At 53.0% G+C, this 18,780-nt stretch carries 14 protein-coding genes; 10 read left to right on the top strand and 4 right to left on the bottom strand.

Annotated elements, in window-relative coordinates; all coding sequences use genetic code 11:
- Position 1 precedes the first annotated feature (1 nt).
- Positions 2-985, top strand: coding sequence for a dipeptide ABC transporter ATP-binding protein (gene dppD, locus C1192_RS15720; protein ID WP_001196443.1), 984 nt, complete (start codon positions 2-4; stop codon positions 983-985).
- The gene (gene dppF / locus C1192_RS15715; RefSeq protein WP_000107039.1) at positions 982-1,995 is read left to right on the top strand and encodes a dipeptide ABC transporter ATP-binding subunit DppF; all 1,014 of its coding nucleotides are present in this window, start codon (positions 982-984) and stop codon (positions 1,993-1,995) included. Before dppD ends, dppF begins: the two co-directional genes overlap by 4 nt.
- 173 nt (positions 1,996-2,168) lie before the next feature.
- Here the strand turns inward: dppF and C1192_RS15710 are convergent, their stop codons facing one another.
- The gene (locus C1192_RS15710) at positions 2,169-3,440 is read right to left on the bottom strand and encodes an SLC5/6 family protein (protein WP_001153786.1); all 1,272 of its coding nucleotides are present in this window, start codon (positions 3,438-3,440) and stop codon (positions 2,169-2,171) included.
- A gap of 480 nt (positions 3,441-3,920) precedes the next feature.
- Here C1192_RS15710 and C1192_RS25175 point away from each other — a divergent pair, with 480 nt between their 5' ends.
- Both C1192_RS25175 and C1192_RS15695 read left to right on the top strand, forming a co-directional pair.
- A complete protein-coding gene (locus tag C1192_RS25175) occupies positions 3,921-4,028 on the top strand; it encodes a type I toxin-antitoxin system toxin Ldr family protein (protein WP_000170974.1) in 108 nt (35 codons plus the stop codon).
- Between the two features lie 373 nt (positions 4,029-4,401).
- Positions 4,402-4,509: a type I toxin-antitoxin system toxin Ldr family protein gene (locus C1192_RS15695; RefSeq protein WP_000170974.1), complete on the top strand. Its 108-nt coding sequence runs from the start codon at positions 4,402-4,404 to the stop codon at positions 4,507-4,509.
- A gap of 85 nt (positions 4,510-4,594) precedes the next feature.
- On the opposite strand, the gene bcsG is transcribed toward C1192_RS15695, so the two are convergent.
- The 3 genes from bcsG to bcsE are packed head-to-tail and all read right to left on the bottom strand — an operon-like array spanning position 4,595 to position 8,030.
- Positions 4,595-6,274 carry a cellulose biosynthesis protein BcsG gene (gene bcsG, locus C1192_RS15690; protein WP_038354814.1) on the bottom strand — a complete coding sequence of 560 codons (1,680 nt, stop codon included), beginning with the start codon at positions 6,272-6,274 and terminating at the stop codon, positions 4,595-4,597.
- Entirely contained in the window at positions 6,271-6,462 is a 192-nt protein-coding gene (gene bcsF, locus C1192_RS15685) for a cellulose biosynthesis protein BcsF (RefSeq protein ID WP_000988302.1), read from the bottom strand. Before bcsF ends, bcsG begins: the two co-directional genes overlap by 4 nt.
- A complete protein-coding gene (gene bcsE, locus C1192_RS15680) occupies positions 6,459-8,030 on the bottom strand; it encodes a cellulose biosynthesis c-di-GMP-binding protein BcsE (RefSeq protein ID WP_001205751.1) in 1,572 nt (523 codons plus the stop codon). Before bcsE ends, bcsF begins: the two co-directional genes overlap by 4 nt.
- A gap of 258 nt (positions 8,031-8,288) precedes the next feature.
- Here bcsE and bcsR point away from each other — a divergent pair, with 258 nt between their 5' ends.
- The 6 genes from bcsR to bcsC are packed head-to-tail and all read left to right on the top strand — an operon-like array spanning position 8,289 to position 18,774.
- Complete coding sequence (bcsR, locus tag C1192_RS15675; protein WP_038354813.1) at positions 8,289-8,477, top strand: cellulose biosynthesis protein BcsR; 189 nt, start codon at positions 8,289-8,291, stop codon at positions 8,475-8,477.
- An 11-nt stretch (positions 8,478-8,488) separates the two neighbouring features.
- Complete coding sequence (bcsQ, locus tag C1192_RS15670; RefSeq protein WP_038354812.1) at positions 8,489-9,241, top strand: cellulose biosynthesis protein BcsQ; 753 nt, start codon at positions 8,489-8,491, stop codon at positions 9,239-9,241.
- Entirely contained in the window at positions 9,238-11,856 is a 2,619-nt protein-coding gene (bcsA, locus tag C1192_RS15665) for a UDP-forming cellulose synthase catalytic subunit (protein ID WP_038354811.1), read from the top strand. Before bcsQ ends, bcsA begins: the two co-directional genes overlap by 4 nt.
- 10 nt (positions 11,857-11,866) lie before the next feature.
- Positions 11,867-14,206, top strand: a complete 2,340-nt coding sequence (gene bcsB / locus C1192_RS15660; protein WP_038354810.1) for a cellulose biosynthesis cyclic di-GMP-binding regulatory protein BcsB — start codon at positions 11,867-11,869, stop codon at positions 14,204-14,206.
- Between the two features lie 6 nt (positions 14,207-14,212).
- Positions 14,213-15,319, top strand: coding sequence for a cellulose synthase complex periplasmic endoglucanase BcsZ (bcsZ, locus tag C1192_RS15655; RefSeq protein WP_001517308.1), 1,107 nt, complete (start codon positions 14,213-14,215; stop codon positions 15,317-15,319).
- The gene (gene bcsC / locus C1192_RS15650; RefSeq protein ID WP_016262649.1) at positions 15,301-18,774 is read left to right on the top strand and encodes a cellulose synthase complex outer membrane protein BcsC; all 3,474 of its coding nucleotides are present in this window, start codon (positions 15,301-15,303) and stop codon (positions 18,772-18,774) included. The genes bcsZ and bcsC overlap by 19 nt, the downstream gene beginning before the upstream one ends.
- The last annotated feature ends 6 nt before the right edge of the window (positions 18,775-18,780 follow it).

The following is an 18,780-nucleotide window of genomic DNA, read 5'->3' as shown; positions in this document are numbered from 1 at the left end:
GATGGCGTTATTAAATATAGATAAATTATCGGTGCATTTCGGTGATGAAAGCGCACCATTCCGCGCCGTAGACCGCATCAGCTACAGCGTGAAACAGGGCGAAGTGGTTGGCATTGTTGGCGAGTCTGGTTCTGGCAAATCGGTTAGTTCGCTGGCGATTATGGGGCTGATTGATTATCCCGGTCGCGTGATGGCAGAAAAGCTGGAATTTAACGGTCAGGATTTGCAGCGTATTTCGGAAAAAGAGCGCCGCAACCTGGTCGGTGCCGAAGTCGCGATGATCTTCCAGGACCCGATGACCAGTCTCAACCCGTGTTACACCGTTGGTTTCCAGATTATGGAAGCGATTAAGGTGCATCAGGGGGGTAACAAAAGCACCCGCCGTCAGCGAGCGATTGACCTGTTGAATCTGGTCGGCATCCCCGATCCGGCATCGCGTCTGGACGTTTACCCGCATCAACTTTCCGGCGGGATGAGCCAGCGTGTAATGATCGCGATGGCAATTGCCTGTCGGCCAAAACTGCTGATTGCCGATGAACCGACCACCGCGCTGGACGTGACCATTCAGGCGCAAATCATCGAACTGCTGCTGGAGTTACAGCAGAAAGAGAACATGGCGCTGGTATTGATTACGCATGACCTGGCGCTGGTGGCGGAAGCGGCGCATAAAATCATCGTGATGTATGCCGGTCAGGTGGTGGAAACGGGTGATGCCCACGCTATCTTCCGTGCGCCACGTCATCCATATACCCAGGCATTGTTGCGTGCGTTGCCGGAATTTGCCCAGGACAAAGAACGTCTGGCGTCGTTACCTGGTGTGGTTCCCGGAAAATACGACCGCCCGAACGGCTGCCTGCTTAATCCGCGCTGCCCCTATGCCACTGACAAATGCCGCGCTGAAGAGCCGGCGCTGAATATGCTCGCTGACGGGCGTCAGTCCAAATGCCATTACCCACTTGATGATGCCGGGAGGCCCACACTATGAGTACGCAAGAGGCCACCTCGCAACAGCCATTGTTGCAGGCTATCGACCTGAAAAAGCATTATCCGGTGAAGAAAGGTATGTTCGCGCCGGAACGTCTGGTGAAGGCGCTGGACGGCGTTTCGTTTACCCTTGAACGCGGCAAAACGCTGGCGGTGGTGGGAGAATCTGGCTGCGGTAAATCGACCCTCGGTCGGTTGCTGACGATGATCGAAACGCCGACCGGCGGCGAACTGTATTACCAGGGGCAGGATCTGCTCAAGCACGATCCGCAGGCGCAGAAACTGCGTCGGCAGAAAATCCAGATCGTCTTCCAGAACCCCTACGGTTCGCTGAATCCGCGTAAAAAAGTCGGGCAAATTCTCGAAGAGCCGCTGCTGATTAACACCAACTTAAGCAAAGAACAGCGTCGGGAAAAAGCCCTGTCGATGATGGCGAAAGTCGGCCTGAAAACCGAGCATTACGACCGCTATCCGCATATGTTCTCCGGCGGACAGCGTCAGCGCATCGCCATCGCCCGTGGGTTGATGCTTGACCCGGACGTGGTGATTGCCGACGAACCGGTTTCCGCGCTGGACGTCTCGGTGCGTGCGCAGGTGCTCAACCTGATGATGGACCTACAGCAAGAGCTGGGGCTTTCTTATGTCTTTATCTCGCACGACCTGTCGGTGGTGGAGCACATTGCCGATGAAGTGATGGTGATGTACCTGGGGCGCTGCGTGGAGAAGGGAACGAAGGAGCAAATCTTCAATAACCCGCGTCATCCGTACACTCAGGCGCTGCTCTCTGCGACGCCGCGCCTGAACCCGGACGATCGTCGCGAACGCATCAAGCTCACCGGTGAACTGCCAAGCCCACTGAATCCACCGCCGGGTTGCGCCTTCAACGCTCGCTGTCGTAGACGTTTCGGCCTCTGCACACAGTTGCAGCCGCAGCTAAAAGACTATGGCGGTCAACTGGTGGCCTGCTTTGCTGTTGATCAGGATGAAAATCCGCAGAAGCCAGTTGTATAACCCACCCGATGAGACCGGTTTTCATGCCGGTCTCATATCAAAAATAATCTTTTAGTGTTTTACATATCGAATACATGTCTTTTTTGACCCTTTTTGTGACTCAGGAGCATATCCAGGCTGTACTGCAATGCTATCGACATCGTCTGGGGCTGCTGTGAGCAGCCCCGTTGCTTTTACTCAATCAACTTCAACAGTGGCGACAAGCACAGCAAAATACCGTACAGCAGAATCAGCCAGGTTTTAAACCCGCGAAGTTTTTCCAGTTGTGCGACTTTATAGATCAGGAAAAACGGAATGAGGCACGACACAATGCCATATAACGGACTTCCTAACTGAAAGAACACCAGCACCGATACCCGAAATGAAACCCAAATGGTCAACGTAATGACGATAAAAGCGCAAATTGCCAGTGTCAGCATGCGTGAGTTAATTTTCTGGGTATCAATAATTCGGCTTAACAGATTGATAATAATGCCTTTAATGGCCTCGTGGAATCCAAGGTAAATGCCAAAGAAAGCGGTAAGTACAGCAAAGATATTCAACACCGTAGAGGTGATATGGATGATATGCCCGGGGATCACCTGAGCGGCCAACGCCAGTGCTGAGATATTTTGCTCAAACGCGGAAACCGCCTCTTCATGGCTAATCGAAAAGGTAAACGAAAAGGCAAAAAACAGAATTACTGCGATGAGCGTGATATAGCTAATCCGGTGAGTACGCAGTGCGAGTCGTGTTGCCAGTATTTTATTTGCTTCCCGTTTACGGTAGGCAATATTCATCGGGTTAAGCACCTGAATAAATACCGCAGAAAAGAAGCAAAAAGGAATCGTGAGCAGGACATCGCGGAAGAAGACAGAAGCCTCCGGAAAAGCGGTTATATTGGCGAAATTCCAGTGGGGGATCATTGCAAAACCGAACACCACAATAATGCCCACTTTGACCACTACCATTGGCCCGGAAATCTTAAACAACAACCGTTCTCCACCGGAAGCGATAGCGACCAGTATGGCGAAAATAGCCACTTTATAGACTAAAGATTGTGAAAGATCGGTATCAGTCAACCCGAAGGTTTTCAGATATGAAGCACTGTCGAAAACCACAGATAAGGAATAGATAAAAATTCCGTGGATAATCATCAAAAAGTAAATGACGCCGAGGAATATTCCCCAGTTCTTCCCCAGGTAATGACTGATAATATCGGTGTAGTCATTACAGGAGTCACTTTCAGAAAGTGTTTTTAAATAAATATCCTGTACTACCCAGGTTGCCGGATAAGCAATAATGGCTGCGGTGATAAATACCCAAATTCCCTTCAGCCCAATTTGTACTGGCATCAGCACCGTTCCGGCACCAATTGCCATTCCTATGCATAATAAAACCCAGCCGAAGTCGTATCGCGTAAATGGCAATTTCTGATCGCGTAGTTGTAATGTGTTGTCCTGCATAAAGTCCTGTCCAGAAAGAAGTCAGCCCCGCAAAGATGGTTATCCCCCGTTTCTCTTGCGCAACAGGCGGAGAAGTCGAATACGCAGTGTGCTAAGAATGAGGCAACAGATTCACCGGGGAGAATCGCGAGGAGGCGCAATTCTACAAAATTGCGCATTTCACTACCAGCCTGGTGTCAGATCGCGGGTAATGCGGACAGTGAAAATTCTGCAAACATGAAAATAAGCTGGAATGCATCGCGCAAAGTGAAAAACAGGCAGATGCCAGGGGCAGAAAGCGTCAGTAGAATCAGCGGCAAGCCGGAGGGTTCCGGTGAGGCGCAATGTTGCGGGGCTTTATCCCTGGTGGCATTGGTTGCTGGAAAGAGAAAACCCCCGCACGTTGCAGATATATACCTGACAACATCACGGGGGCCATTCTTGAACCCAAACAACTCAAGAATAGCCGCGAAACGTTGTCATTACAACACAGGCGGCTATATGACGCTCGCGCAGTTAGGCATGGCCTTCTGGCACGATTTAGCGGCTCCGGTCATTGCTGGCATTCTCGCCAGCCTGATCGTGAGCTGGCTGAATAAGCGGAAGTAACATGCCATGCGGGCGTCGGCTGCCGTAATGGCAATTTGCGCCCGGGCCAGGCCGCAGGGATAAAACTCTGCGGCCTTTTTCGTGAGAAAAATGCAACGGCTGCAAGCCGATAATATTCTGCGGAATGCGCAGCACAGAGTGAAAAATTGAGAGATTTCAGGACAGATACGCTGCCGTAGAATCAGCGGCAAGCCGGAGGGTTCCGGTGAGGCGCAATGTTGCGGGGGCTTTATCCCTGGTGGCATTGGTTGCTGGAAAGAGAAAACCCCCGCACGTTGTAGGTATATACCTGACAATATGACGGGGGCCATTCTTGACTCTAGCCCATTCAAGAATAGCCGCGAAACGTTGTCATTACAACACAGGCGGCTATATGACGCTCGCGCAGTTAGGCATGGCCTTCTGGCACGATTTAGCGGCTCCGGTCATTGCTGGCATTCTCGCCAGCCTGATCGTGAGCTGGCTGAATAAGCGGAAGTAACATGCCATGCGGGCGTCGGCTGCCGTAATGGCAATTTGCGCCCGGACCAGGCCGCAGGGATAAAACTCTGCGGCCTTTTTCGAGTTTACTGCGGGTATGGCACCCAATCACCACCGTTCAACCGAACATAAGGTTTGTTCTGGTATTGAATCACCACCGCGTTTGAATTCTCAGATACCGGCGCTGTTTGTGGCAATCCGCTGGTGAGTTTTTTCCAGTCAACATTGTCTTCGGTGAAAATTTTACCGTCGAGAACACGAACCACCAGGTCAGAAATTGCCAGGAAGCTGCTGGGTTGGTCGATAACAATCGGTGCGCCTTTATGCGGTGCCTTCATGCCGAAGAATTTTACGCCAACGGGGACATCAGTGATTGATGGGCTAGGGATATCACGCAGACCTGATACCTGCATTCTGTCACCTTTCAGCGCGCCGCCGTGCTCTGGCACGACGACGACCATCACTTTACGGTCCGATTTCTCCAGCTCGGTAAAGAAGGCGTCCAGTTCATCAAAGAACTTCTGCGCCCGCGCTTTGTAGTCTGCTGTTTTACTGACGCCCGGATAATGGTTGCCATCATGCAGTGGAAGCGTGTTGTAGAACGTGGCACTGCGGGTGTTTTTATCTTTTTCGGTTACGTCCAGCCAGCGGTTAAGCACGGCGGTATCGTCATAAACTGGCGAACCATCAAAGCCCAGTAAAATAACCGGCAGGTTCGTTTGATCCATCAATTCTGTCTGCATACCGCCATTTTCGCGCACTTCTTTCAGGAAGCCGCCGAACTGGCCGTTATGCCCCATCATCAAGTGCTGGGTGAAGCCCAGTTTTGACAAGTTATCGAACAGATAGCAGTCATTATTGGCTGGTTGATACAGATTGGTGTGCGAAGTCTGCCCACAACTGGTGCGCAGCAGACGAATTGCCGCCGGACCGCTGTATGAGGTGGCGGAGTTGAAGTTCTTGAACTCAATGTCAAAATGCGACCATAACGGATGCGACATTAACCCGGCAGCTTCAATGTCCGACCAGGAGAGTGAGCAGATGTTGATGACCAGCAATTCAAATGGCTGTGCATCAGCCGGAAGAGCAGATGGGAAGGTTGACTTACGTTTCGCTTCGGCGTTATAGAAATTACTCAGCCAGGCATTAAGGTTTGCGGTTGTCGGCGGCGCGGTTTGCGCAGGCATATCACCAACCACTGGCGTACCGCCTGCGGCAGCGACAGTTGCTGCTGCGTTGCCACCTGTCGTTGTCACCGTCGTGGTCGGTTGACCGGCTGGCCAGAGGGAGAAACTTGGACCCGCCAGGGTAAGTACGTTCAACCACACCAGAATGGCGACGACAAAAATGGTGACGCGAATCCATTGCGACAGGAATAACCAGGCCACTAACAATACAAAAATGGCTCCGATCATCTGCCAGTTAATAAAGCGAGTGACGAGGTCGATTAAATAATCGGTACTGAAACCGGCGACCTGCGAACCCTGACTCATGATGCTTTCCGGGCCAGGCAACCAGGTGTCGTGCCAGAACAATGCAAAACCGATTGGCAGGGCTATCCAGTGACGTAGACGGTGCAGGCTGTAGCGTGGAATCGGCATCAGCAGGAACGCGGCAAATACCAGGTTTAGTAGCGGATGGAAGTTAAGATAGCCCGCCCACAGCAGGCCGAACTTAACCAGAAAATAGAAGTTCCAGCCAGAAAGGCCGCGCCAGTATTGCCAGAGGGAAGAAGGCATAGCAGTGTTTTGGGTAAATTGAGTCATTTTTTGGTTGCCCTGGCTTTTTCCGCACGGCGTAATGTACCGGCCGGTTTTACATAACGAGGTTTAGCGAATAACAAACGCAAAGTGTCACGAATACGCCGCAGAGAATGTCGAGCCAGATAGCCCAGCGGGAAAAATATCAGTGCACAAACGATAATAATTTCAATGATATCGCTGATGGTCATCATGATGAACGCTCCACAGCATCATCCAGCAATCTCAGTGGTTCAGGTATGCGTCGCCAGTTGCGACCATCGTGTTCGGCATTAATGACTGGCGTGGAGCCTTGCGTTAAAGGCAGCGGCATACCCCATTGTTCCGGCGCTAACAGGCGCATTTGCACCAGCTCGGCGCTGATTTGGTCATCTTCAAACCAGACCATGCGGTTGGAGAAAATATCGCCAGTAGGCAGTGGGAAAATATGGTTCAACGCGGTATCCAGATCATTAATCCGGCAGAAAGAGAGAAACAGCACCAGTCGATTGCCACCAATCGTCATAATATCTCCGGTACGATTAGGGCGGCACAGCGTCAGTGCTTGCTCGACACGGATGCCAGGCACCGGGCGCAGAGCCACCAGAACGCCTTTACCGTGAGCAGGTAACAAGGTGTTATTCATCATGTTATTAACCGCATCACAGAACACATCCCACTTCTGAAACCCCCGCAGTTTAATCGGCTGAGTCATCGACAGCAGTGTGGTGATATCTTCCGGTACATAGCGACTGAACTTCTGCCCCTGCACGCTTTCAATCATCGTCAGACAGCGAGAGAGTGGAGCGTTCCATGGAATAACCATATTTGCGCCGCAGGCCAACAATAAACGCTCGTCGGTGGCGCGCAGGCTGGCGATATTTTCCCGCACGAGGATTTTCAATGCGCTGCCACGCTGGCGGCGCAGAGTATGAATACTGCGGGCCAGAGGTTCAATTTGTCCATTTTGCTGTAAAGAGAAAACGACCGTTGCTGCCTGAGCGGTACGGGCTTCATTGAACAAGGCTTCGTTATTGTCGAATAGCTTCCAGTGTTCCGATAGCGGTGGCGCGCCTTCCAGTACAGCAATATTACTGAGAATACGTTTTTCATCGCTGCGTGGTTGGATTTCTGCCTCTTCACGCTGAACTAACGCCCAGATGCCATTTTGATGCTGGACGGTCAGTTGCTGACGGGCGCTGACGCCTTTTTCGTTACACCAAAAGGCGATATCCAGCAGATGCTGATCACCCTGAAAACGTAAACTGGCGAGTCCAAAAAGCGAACGGTACTCCTCCAACAACAATGAAAATTGTTTATCGTTATTATTTCCAGGATTAATTACCAGCAGTGAACAATGGTTTAATCTACTCCACTTGTTCATTTTCTCCAGCCATAAGCGAAGCCGCTCGGCAGGAATGTTTTGCCATGCGTTATTTGCGCAAACAAGAATGAAAAGGTAATTTTGAGGATCAATAGAACACTGTAAATCACGTGGCAAATAGTATAGGCCCTTTTCATGATTTAGCATCGAAAATAATTTTATTTTTTCTGGTCCTTGAGAATCATCTAATTTGAAGTATTTGTCAGGATCGTTGTCCATGCTAATGACCGCGACTTTCGCGGTTTCGGCCTGAGATGCAATGGTTTGATTCACCAGACTGATAGCATCTTCATAGCGATCGACGTTAAACCACCAGGTGCCGCCTGCTGGCATATGTCGCAGCTCATCCCATAAGGATGAGATACCGATAGAGAATACAGGGTCCACAGTGTCCCTCAAGTCGCCATTTTGTCTGATTATCAGTTTACTAGCGAAAGCTAAGAAATAAACCTACCATTGAAATTAAAACTTATCAGATTTAGCATGTGAATCAATTTAGCAGGTCAGAAGCCTTGTGATATCAGCCTTTTCGTTTTTTAGTTTTTCTGTTGCGTAACGGAAAGCCAAAAAATGAGCGAACTTCTGTGCCACCGTTAGCAATAAAGCGGTGAAAGTGTCTTACTGTGTAATATGTTTATTTCATAGGGATCATCCATAATGAATAACAATGAACCCGATATTCTGCCTGATCCCGCGATAGGCTATATCTTCCAGAATGATATTTTGGCGCTAAAACAGGCTTTTTCACTGCCTGATATTAATTATGCCGATATTTCTCAACGCGAACAGTTGGCTGCAGCATTAAAACGCTGGCCGCTGTTGGCTGAGTTTGCGCAGCAGAAGTAGGGGAGTGGTAAATGGCCGTACTGGGATTGCAGGGGGTGCGGGGTGGCGTGGGTACTACAACCATCACTGCCGCGTTAGGCTGGTCATTGCAAATGTTAGGAGAAAATGTCCTGGTGGTCGATGCCTGCCCGGACAATTTGCTGCGCCTGTCATTTAACGTTGATTTTTCTCACCGTCAGGGCTGGGCAAGAGCCATGCTGGATGGTCAGGACTGGCGTGATGCCGGGCTACGTTATACCTCGCAGCTCGATCTGCTGCCCTTTGGTCAACTGACTCTCGAAGAACATGAAAATCCCCAACACTGGCAAACGCGATTGGGCGAGATTTGCACCGGTATTCAGCAACTGAAAGCTAGCGGGCGTTATCAATGGATTTTGATCGATTTACCACGCGACGCCTCGCAGATAACGCATCAGTTGCTGAGTCTGTGCGATCACACCCTGGCAATCGTTAAAGTGGATGCCAACTGTCATATTCGGCTGCATCAGCAGGTACTACCTGCTGGCGCGCATATTTTAATTAATGATTTTCGCGTAGGTAGCCAGGTTCAGGATGATATTTACCAACTATGGTTGCAAAGCCAGCGGCGCTTGTTGCCGATGTTGATCCATCGTGATGAAGCGATGGCTGAATGTCTGGCGGCAAAACAACCGTTGGGCGAATACCGTAGCGATGCGTTGGCGGCAGAAGAGATTCTAACGCTGGCGAACTGGTGTCTGTTGAACTATTCCGGGCTGAAAGCGTTAGCCGGGAGCGAATCATGAGTATTCTGACCCGGTGGTTGCTTATCCCGCCGGTCAACGCACGTCTTATCGGGCGTTATCGGGAATATCGTCGTCACGGCGCGTCGCCTTTTAGCGCGACGCTCGGCTGTTTTTGGCTGATTCTCGCCTGGGTATTTATTCCGCTGGAACATCCGCGCTGGCAGCGTATTCGAGCAGAACATAAAAACCTTTATCCGCATATCAACGCCGCGCGCCCGCGTCCGCTGGATCCGGTCCGCTATGTAATCCAGACCTGCTGGTTGTTAATCAGTGCTTCACGCAGAGAAACGGCGAAACCGCGCTGGCGTTCGTTTTCACGCTTGCAGAATATTCGTGGTCGTTATCATCAATGGATGGATGAGCTTCCGGCTCGCTTCAGTCATAACACGCAACATCTTGATGAGAAAAAAGAGCTGGGCCATATAAGCGCCGGAGCACGGCGCTTTATTCTTGGCATCATCGTGACGTTCTCGCTGATTCTGGCGCTGATTTGCGTCACCCAGCCGTTTAACCCACTGTCACAGTTTATCTTCCTGATGTTGCTGTGGGGTGTAGCGCTAATGGTGCGGCGTTTACCGGGACGCTTCTCTGCACTGATGCTGATTGTGCTGTCGCTCACCGTTTCGTGCCGTTATATCTGGTGGCGCTACACTTCCACGCTGAACTGGGACGATCCGATTAGCCTGGTGTGTGGCTTAATTCTGCTGTTCGCGGAAACTTACGCGTGGATTGTGCTGGTGCTTGGCTACTTCCAGGTGGTATGGCCGCTGAACCGTCAGCCAGTACCGCTGCCAAAAGATATGTCGCAATGGCCATCGGTGGATATTTTTGTGCCGACATACAACGAAGATCTTAGCGTGGTGAAAAATACGATTTACGCCTCGCTGGGTATCGACTGGCCGAAAGATAAACTCAATATCTGGATCCTCGACGATGGCGGCAGGGAAGAGTTTCGTCAGTTTGCACAAAATGTTGGGGTGAAATATATCGCCCGAACAACTCATGAACACGCTAAAGCCGGAAATATCAACAACGCACTGAAATATGCCAAAGGCGAGTTCGTGTCGATTTTTGACTGCGACCACGTACCGACGCGCTCGTTCCTGCAAATGACGATGGGCTGGTTCCTGAAAGAGAAGCAGTTGGCGATGATGCAGACACCGCACCATTTCTTCTCACCAGACCCATTTGAACGCAACCTGGGGCGTTTTCGTAAAACGCCGAATGAAGGCACGCTGTTCTACGGTCTGGTACAGGACGGTAACGATATGTGGGATGCCACCTTCTTCTGCGGTTCTTGTGCGGTGATTCGCCGTAAGCCGTTAGATGAGATCGGCGGCATTGCTGTCGAAACCGTGACTGAAGATGCGCATACATCTCTGCGTTTGCACCGTCGTGGCTACACCTCTGCGTATATGCGTATTCCGCAAGCGGCGGGGTTGGCGACCGAAAGCCTGTCGGCACATATCGGTCAGCGTATTCGCTGGGCGCGTGGGATGGTGCAAATCTTCCGTCTTGATAACCCGCTTACCGGTAAAGGGTTGAAGTTCGCGCAACGGCTGTGTTACGTCAACGCCATGTTCCACTTCTTGTCGGGCATTCCACGGCTGATCTTCCTGACCGCGCCGCTGGCGTTCCTGCTGCTTCATGCTTACATCATCTACGCACCCGCGTTGATGATCGCGTTGTTTGTGCTGCCGCACATGATCCATGCCAGCCTGACCAACTCGAAGATTCAGGGTAAATATCGCCACTCGTTCTGGAGTGAAATCTACGAAACAGTGCTGGCGTGGTATATCGCGCCGCCGACGCTGGTGGCGTTAATTAACCCGCATAAAGGCAAATTTAACGTCACCGCCAAAGGCGGCCTGGTGGAGGAAGAATATGTTGATTGGGTGATCTCGCGACCGTACATCTTCCTCGTCCTGCTCAACCTGTTTGGTGTCGCTGTTGGCATCTGGCGTTACTTCTACGGCCCGCCAACTGAAATGCTCACCGTGGTTGTCAGTATGGTGTGGGTGTTCTACAACCTGATTATTCTCGGCGGCGCGGTAGCGGTATCGGTTGAAAGTAAACAGGTACGGCGTTCGCATCGTGTAGAAATGACGATGCCAGCGGCCATTGCTCGCGAAGACGGCCACCTTTTCTCCTGCACTGTTCAGGACTTCTCTGACGGCGGTCTGGGGATCAAGATCAACGGTCAGGCGCAGATTCTGGAAGGACAGAAGGTGAACTTACTGCTCAAACGCGGTCAGCAGGAATATGTCTTCCCGACTCAGGTGGCGCGCGTGATGGGTAACGAAGTTGGGCTGCAATTGATGCCGCTTACTACCCAGCAACATATCGATTTTGTGCAGTGTACGTTTGCCCGTGCGGATACATGGGCGCTCTGGCAGGACAGCTACCCGGAAGATAAGCCGCTGGAAAGTCTGCGGGATATTCTGAAGCTCGGCTTCCGTGGCTACCGCCATCTGGCGGAGTTTGCGCCTTCTTCAGTGAAGGGCATTTTCCGCGCGCTGACTTCTCTGGTTTCCTGGGTTGTTTCGTTCATTCCGCGCCGCCCGGAGCGGAGCGAAACGGTACAACCATCGGATCAGGTTTTGGCTCAACAATGATGATAACGCGATGAAAAGAAAACTATTCTGGATTTGTGCAGTGGCAATGGGGATGAGTGCATTCCCTTCTTACATGACGCATGCGACGCCTGCAACGCAACCACTGATCAATGCTGAGCCAGCCGTACCTACTCAGGCGGAGCAGAGCCCGCAGGTGGGGCAGGTGATGCCGGGCGTGCAGGGAGCGGATGCGCCAGTCGTCGCGCAGAACGGCCCTTCACGGGATGTGAAGCTGACTTTTGCGCAAATCGCGCCGCCGCCGGGCAGCATGGTGCTGCGTGGCATCAACCCGAACGGCAGTATTGAGTTTGGTATGCGCAGCGACGAAGTGGTAACGAAGGCGATGCTTAACCTTGAATATACGCCGTCGCCGTCATTGCTGCCTGTCCAGTCGCAGTTAAAGGTTTATCTGAATGATGAACTGATGGGTGTGCTGCCAGTGACCAAAGAACAGTTGGGTAAAAAGACACTGGCGCAAATGCCGATTAATCCGCTGTTTATTACCGACTTCAACCGCGTGCGGCTGGAGTTTGTCGGTCATTATCAGGATGTGTGCGAAAACCCGGCCAGCACCACACTTTGGCTGGATGTCGGACGCAGTAGTGGGCTGGATCTGACGTATCAATCACTGAATGTGAAAAATGACCTGTCGCACTTCCCGATACCGTTCTTCGACCCACGCGATAACCGTACTAATACGCTCCCGATGGTCTTTGCCGGTGCGCCGGATGTGGGGCTGCAACAGGCTTCCGCCATTGTTGCCTCGTGGTTTGGTTCCCGTTCCGGCTGGCGTGGGCAGAACTTCCCGGTACTCTATAATCAACTTCCTGAGCGCAATGCCATTGTTTTTGCCACTAACGACAAACGCCCGGACTTCCTGCGCGATCATCCGGCAGTAAAAGCCCCGGTGATTGAGATGATCAACCATCCGGAAAATCCTTACGTCAAGCTGTTGGTGGTTTTTGGTCGTGACGACAAAGACCTGTTGCAGGCAGCGAAAGGTATCGCCCAGGGCAATATTCTGTTCCGCGGCGACAGCGTAGAAGTGAAAGAAGTCAAACCGCTGCTGCCACGTAAGCCGTACGATGCGCCGAACTGGGTGCGTACCGATCGTCCGGTCACCTTTGGCGAGCTGAAAACCTATGAAGAACAGTTACAGTCCAGCGGTCTGGAACCGGCAGCGATTAACGTCTCGCTAAACCTGCCGCCGGATCTCTATCTGATGCGTAGTACCGGTATCGATATGGATATCAACTATCGCTACACCACGCCGCCGGTGAAAGACAGTTCACGGATGGATATCAGCCTGAACAACCAGTTCCTGCAATCCTTCAATCTGAGTAGCAAACAGGAGGCAAATCGCCTGCTGCTGCGTATACCTGTGTTACAAGGCTTGTTGGATGGTAAAACCGATGTCTCGATTCCGGCGCTGAAACTGGGAGCCACCAACCAGTTACGCTTTGACTTTGAATACATGAACCCGATGCCGGGCGGTTCGGTGAATAACTGTATTACCTTCCAGCCGGTGCAGAATCACGCGGTGATTGGCGATGACTCCACCATCGACTTCTCGAAGTATTACCACTTTATACCGATGCCGGATTTGCGCGCGTTTGCTAACGCGGGCTTCCCGTTCAGCCGGATGGCGGATCTGTCGCAAACCATCACCGTGATGCCAAAAACGCCAAATGAAGCGCAGATGGAAACGCTGCTCAATACCGTTGGCTTTATTGGCGCACAGACGGGCTTCCCGGCGATTAACCTGACGGTGACCGATGACGGCAGCGCCATTCAGGGGAAAGACGCCGATATCATGATCATCGGCGGTATCCCTGAAAAACTGAAAGACGATAAGCAGATCGATATGTTGGTACAGGCCACAGAAAGCTGGGTGAAAACGCCGATGCGTCAGACGCCATTCCCGGGGATTGTGCCGGACGAAAACGACCGCGCGGCAGAAACCCAGTCAACGCTGACGTCTTCCGGCGCGATGGCGGCGGTGATTGGCTTCCAGTCACCGTATAACGACCAGCGCAGTGTGATTGCGCTGCTGGCGGACAGCCCTCGCGGTTATGAAATGCTTAACGATGCGGTGAACGACAGCGGCAAACGCGCCACCATGTTTGGCTCGGTAGCGGTGATCCGTGAATCTGGCGTAAACAGTTTGCGTGTCGGTGATATCTATTACGTCGGACATCTGCCGTGGTTCGAACGCTTGTGGTATGCACTGGCGAATCACCCGATTCTGCTGGCGGTGCTGGCGGCAATCAGCGTGGTGTTGCTGGCCTGGGTACTGTGGCGTCTGCTGCGTATCATCAGCCGTCGTCGTCTTAACCCGGATAATGAGTAATTGATGATGAATGTTTTGCGTAGTGGAATCGTGACGATGCTGCTGCTGGCTGCCTTTAGTGTTCAGGCTGCCTGCAGTTGGCCTGCCTGGGAGCAGTTCAAAAAGGATTACATCAGTCAGGAGGGGCGCGTCATTGACCCCAGTGATGCGCGCAAAATTACCACCTCCGAAGGGCAAAGTTACGGCATGTTCTTTGCCCTGGCGGCTAACGACCGTGCGGCTTTCGACAACCTTCTCGACTGGACGCAGAACAATCTCGCCCAGGGGTCATTAAAAGAACATTTGCCCGCCTGGCTATGGGGCAAGAAAGAGAACACGAAGTGGGAAGTGCTGGACAGTAACTCAGCCTCTGACGGCGATATCTGGATGGCCTGGTCACTGCTGGAAGCAGGACGATTGTGGAAAGAGCAACGCTATACCGACATCGGTAGCGCGTTGTTAAAACGCATTGCGCAAGAAGAAGTGGTGACGGTGCCAGGGTTGGGTTCCATGCTGTTACCGGGCAAAGTGGGCTTTGCTGAGGATAACACCTGGCGCTTTAACCCGAGTTACCTGCCTCCAACGCTGGCGCAGTATTTCACCCGCTTTGGCGCGCCGTGGACTACGCTGCGCGAAACCAATCAGCGCTTACTGCTGGAAACTGCACCGAAAGGTTTTTCACCAGACTGGGTACGCTATGAGAAAGACAAAGGTTGGCAGTTAAAGCCGGAGAAAACGTTGATCAGCAGTTACGACGCTATTCGCGTCTATATGTGGGTCGGCATGATGCCGGATAGCGATCCGCAAAAAGCGCGGATGCTCAACCGTTTTAAACCGATGGCAACATTTACCGAGAAAAATGGTTATCCACCGGAGAAAGTTGATGTCGCGACGGGGAAAGCGCAGGGTAAAGGGCCAGTCGGTTTTTCTGCGGCTATGTTGCCGTTTCTTCAGAACCGTGATGCGCAGGCTGTACAGCGCCAGCGCGTAGCCGATAACTTTCCTGGTAGCGATGCCTATTACAACTATGTGTTGACCCTGTTTGGACAAGGCTGGGATCAACACCGTTTTCGCTTCTCGACAAAGGGGGAGTTATTACCTGACTGGGGCCTGGAATGCGCAAATTCACACTAAATATCCTTACGCTTTCCCTCGGTCTGGCTATGATGCCGATGGTCGAGGCGGCACCAACCGCCCAGCAACAGTTGCTGGAGCAGGTTCGGGTGGGCGAAGCTACCCATCGTGAAGACCTGGTGCAGCAGTCGCTGTATCGTCTGGAGCTTATCGATCCGAATAACCCGGATGTGGTTGCTGCTCGTTTTCGTTCATTATTACGTCAGGGAGACACTGACGGGGCGCAAAAACAGCTCGACCGACTGTCGCAATTAGCGCCGAGTTCAAATGCGTATAAATCGTCGCGTACCATCATGCTGCTTTCCACGGCAGATGGCCGTCAGGCACTGCAACAGGCGCGTTTACAGGCCACCACGGGGCACGCAGAAGAAGCCGTGGCAGGTTACAACAAACTGTTTAACGGAGCGCCGCCGGAAGGTGATATTGCCGTCGAGTACTGGAGTACAGTGGCGAAAATTCCGGCGCGTCGTGGCGAAGCGATTAATCAGCTAAAACGCATCAATGCGGATACACCGGGCAATACGGGGTTGCAAAACAATTTGGCGTTATTGCTGTTTAGCAGCGATCGCCGTGACGAAGGTTTTGCCGTACTGGAACAGATGGCGAAATCCAACGCCGGGCGAGAGGGTGCCGCTAAAATCTGGTACGCACAGATAAAAGACATGCCTGTCAGTGATGCCAGCGTGCAGGCGCTGAAAAAATATCTCTCAATCTTTAGCGATGGCGATAGTGTGGCACTGGCGCAATCGCAACTGGCAGAACAACAAAAACAACTGGCCGATCCTAATTTCCGCGCTCGTGCGCAAGGTTTAGCCGCGGTGGATTCAGGCATGGCGGGTAAAGCTATTCCCGAACTGCAACAGGCGGTGCGCGCTAACCCGAAAGACAGTGAAGCTTTGGGTGCGCTGGGCCAGGCGTATTCCCAGAAAGGCGATCGCGCGAATGCGGTGGTGAATCTGGAAAAAGCCCTCGCGCTGGACCCGCACAGCAGCAACAATGACAAGTGGAACAGCCTGTTGAAAGTGAACCGCTACTGGCTGGCGATCCAGCAGGGTGATGCTGCGCTGAAAGCCAATAATCCAGAGCAGGCCGAACGGTTGTTCCGGCAGGCGCGCAGTGTTGATAACGCCGACAGCTATGCAGTGCTGGGACTGGGTGATGTGGCAATGGCGCGCAAAGATTACCCCGCCGCGGAACGTTATTATCAGCAGACGCTGCGCATGGACAGCAGCAACACCAACGCCGTGCGCGGACTGGCGAATATTTATCGCCAGCAGTCACCGGAAAAAGCCGAAGCGTTTATTGCCTCGCTCCCGGCCAGCCAGCGGCGCAGCGTTGATGACATCGAACGCAGCCTGCAAAACGATCGTCTGGCACAGCAGGCGGAGGCACTGGAAAATCAGGGCAAATGGGCGCAGGCGGCAGCGCTTCAGCGGCAACGGCTGGCGCTGGATCCCGGCAGTGTATGGATTACTTACCGGCTGTCGCAGGATCTCTGGCAGGCCGGGCAACGTAGCCAGGCCGATACCCTGATGCGCAATCTGGCACAGCAGAAACCAGACGATCCGGAGCAGGTTTACGCTTACGGGCTGTATCTCTCCGGTCACGATCAGGAGCGGGCGGCGCTGGCGCATATCAACAGCCTGCCGCGCGCGCAGTGGAACAGCAATATTCAGGAGCTGGTTAATCGGCTGCAAAGCGATCAGGTGCTGGAAACCGCTAACCGTCTGCGGGAAAGCGGCAAAGAGGCCGAAGCGGAAGCGATGCTGCGCCAGCAACCACCTTCCACGCGCATTGACCTCACGCTGGCCGACTGGGCGCAGCAACGGCGTGATTACACCGCCGCCCGCGCTGCGTATCAGAATGTCCTGACGCGCGAGCCGAATAACATCGATGCCATTCTTGGCCTGACGGAAGTGGATATTGCTGCAGGCGACAAAGCGGCAGCGCGCAGCCAACTGGCGAAACTGCCCGCCACCGATAACGCGTCGCTGAACACGCAACGGCGTGTGGCGCTGGTGCAGGCACAGCTTGGCGATACCGCGGCGGCGCAGCAGACGTTTAACAGGCTGATCCCACAGGCAAAATCTCAACCACCGTCGATGGAAAGCGCGATGGTTCTGCGCGATGGCGCGAGTTTTGAAGCGCAGGCAGGGGAACCGCAGCAGGCGCTGGAAACCTACAAAGACGCAATGGTCGCATCCGGTGTGGCGACAACGCGTCCGCAGGATAACGACACCTTTACCCGTCTGACCCGCAATGACGAGAAGGACGACTGGCTGAAACGCGGCGTGCGCAGCGATGCGGCGGACCTCTATCGTCAGCAGGATCTCAACGTCACCCTCGAACATGATTACTGGGGTTCGAGCGGTACTGGTGGCTATTCTGATCTGAAAGCGCACACCACCATGTTGCAGGTGGATGCGCCGTATTCCGACGGGCGAATGTTCTTCCGCAGTGATTTCGTCAATATGAACGTTGGCAGTTTCTCCGCCGACGCTGAGGGTAAATGGGATAACAACTGGGGCACCTGTACGTTACAGGATTGTAGCGGCAATCGCAGTCAGTCGGATTCCGGTGCCAGCGTTGCTGTCGGCTGGCGCAATGACGTCTGGAGCTGGGATATCGGCACCACGCCGATGGGCTTCAACGTGGTGGATGTCGTTGGTGGCATCAGTTACAGCGACGACGTGGGGCCGCTTGGTTACACCATTAACGCCCATCGTCGCCCCATCTCCAGTTCCTTGCTGGCCTTTGGCGGGCAAAAAGACTCCCCGGGCAACACCGGGAAAAAATGGGGCGGCGTGCGTGCTGATGGCGTGGGGCTAAGCCTGAGCTACGATAAAGGTGAAGCGAACGGCGTCTGGGCATCGCTTAGCGGCGACCAGTTAACCGGTAAAAATGTTGAAGATAACTGGCGCGTGCGCTGGATGACGGGCTATTACTATAAAGTTATCAACCAGAACAATCGCCGCGTCACCATTGGTCTGAACAATATGATCTGGCATTACGACAAAGACCTGAGTGGGTACTCACTCGGTCAGGGCGGTTACTACAGCCCGCAGGAATACCTGTCGTTTGCCGTACCGGTGATGTGGCGTGAGCGGACGGAAAACTGGTCGTGGGAGCTGGGGGCGTCTGGCTCGTGGTCGCATTCACGAACCAAAACCATGCCGCGTTATCCGCTGATGAACCTGATCCCGACTGACTGGAAAGACGATGCAGCCGGCCAGACCAACGACGGTGGCAGCAGTCAGGGCTTTGGCTACACGGCGCGGGCATTACTTGAACGCCGCGTCACATCCAACTGGTTTGTCGGTACGGCAATCGATATCCAGCAGGCGAAAGATTATGCGCCCAGCCATTTCCTGCTCTATGTACGGTATTCCGCCGCCGGATGGCAGGGCGACATGGATTTACCGCCGCAGCCGCTGATACCTTACGCCGACTGGTAAGTTTTC

The sequence above is a fragment of the Escherichia marmotae genome (genome assembly GCF_002900365.1).
Classification (GTDB): Bacteria; Pseudomonadota; Gammaproteobacteria; order Enterobacterales; family Enterobacteriaceae; genus Escherichia; species Escherichia marmotae.
This window is presented reverse-complemented; position numbering and strand designations above follow the sequence as displayed.

What these genes read in the sequence shown, in the direction of transcription:
- bcsB (WP_038354810.1), top strand. Translation starts at nt 11,867, where the DNA reads ATGAAAAGAAAACTATTCTGGATTTGTGCAGTGGCAATGGGGATGAGT.
- C1192_RS15710 (WP_001153786.1), bottom strand. Translation starts at nt 3,440, where the DNA reads ATGCAGGACAACACATTACAACTACGCGATCAGAAATTGCCATTTACG.
- bcsG (WP_038354814.1), bottom strand. Translation starts at nt 6,274, where the DNA reads ATGACTCAATTTACCCAAAACACTGCTATGCCTTCTTCCCTCTGGCAA.
- C1192_RS15695 (WP_000170974.1), top strand. Translation starts at nt 4,402, where the DNA reads ATGACGCTCGCGCAGTTAGGCATGGCCTTCTGGCACGATTTAGCGGCT.
- bcsR (WP_038354813.1), top strand. Translation starts at nt 8,289, where the DNA reads ATGAATAACAATGAACCCGATATTCTGCCTGATCCCGCGATAGGCTAT.
- bcsQ (WP_038354812.1), top strand. Translation starts at nt 8,489, where the DNA reads ATGGCCGTACTGGGATTGCAGGGGGTGCGGGGTGGCGTGGGTACTACA.
- bcsF (WP_000988302.1), bottom strand. Translation starts at nt 6,462, where the DNA reads ATGATGACCATCAGCGATATCATTGAAATTATTATCGTTTGTGCACTG.
- bcsC (WP_016262649.1), top strand. Translation starts at nt 15,301, where the DNA reads ATGCGCAAATTCACACTAAATATCCTTACGCTTTCCCTCGGTCTGGCT.
- bcsA (WP_038354811.1), top strand. Translation starts at nt 9,238, where the DNA reads ATGAGTATTCTGACCCGGTGGTTGCTTATCCCGCCGGTCAACGCACGT.
- dppD (WP_001196443.1), top strand. Translation starts at nt 2, where the DNA reads ATGGCGTTATTAAATATAGATAAATTATCGGTGCATTTCGGTGATGAA.
- C1192_RS25175 (WP_000170974.1), top strand. Translation starts at nt 3,921, where the DNA reads ATGACGCTCGCGCAGTTAGGCATGGCCTTCTGGCACGATTTAGCGGCT.
- bcsZ (WP_001517308.1), top strand. Translation starts at nt 14,213, where the DNA reads ATGAATGTTTTGCGTAGTGGAATCGTGACGATGCTGCTGCTGGCTGCC.
- dppF (WP_000107039.1), top strand. Translation starts at nt 982, where the DNA reads ATGAGTACGCAAGAGGCCACCTCGCAACAGCCATTGTTGCAGGCTATC.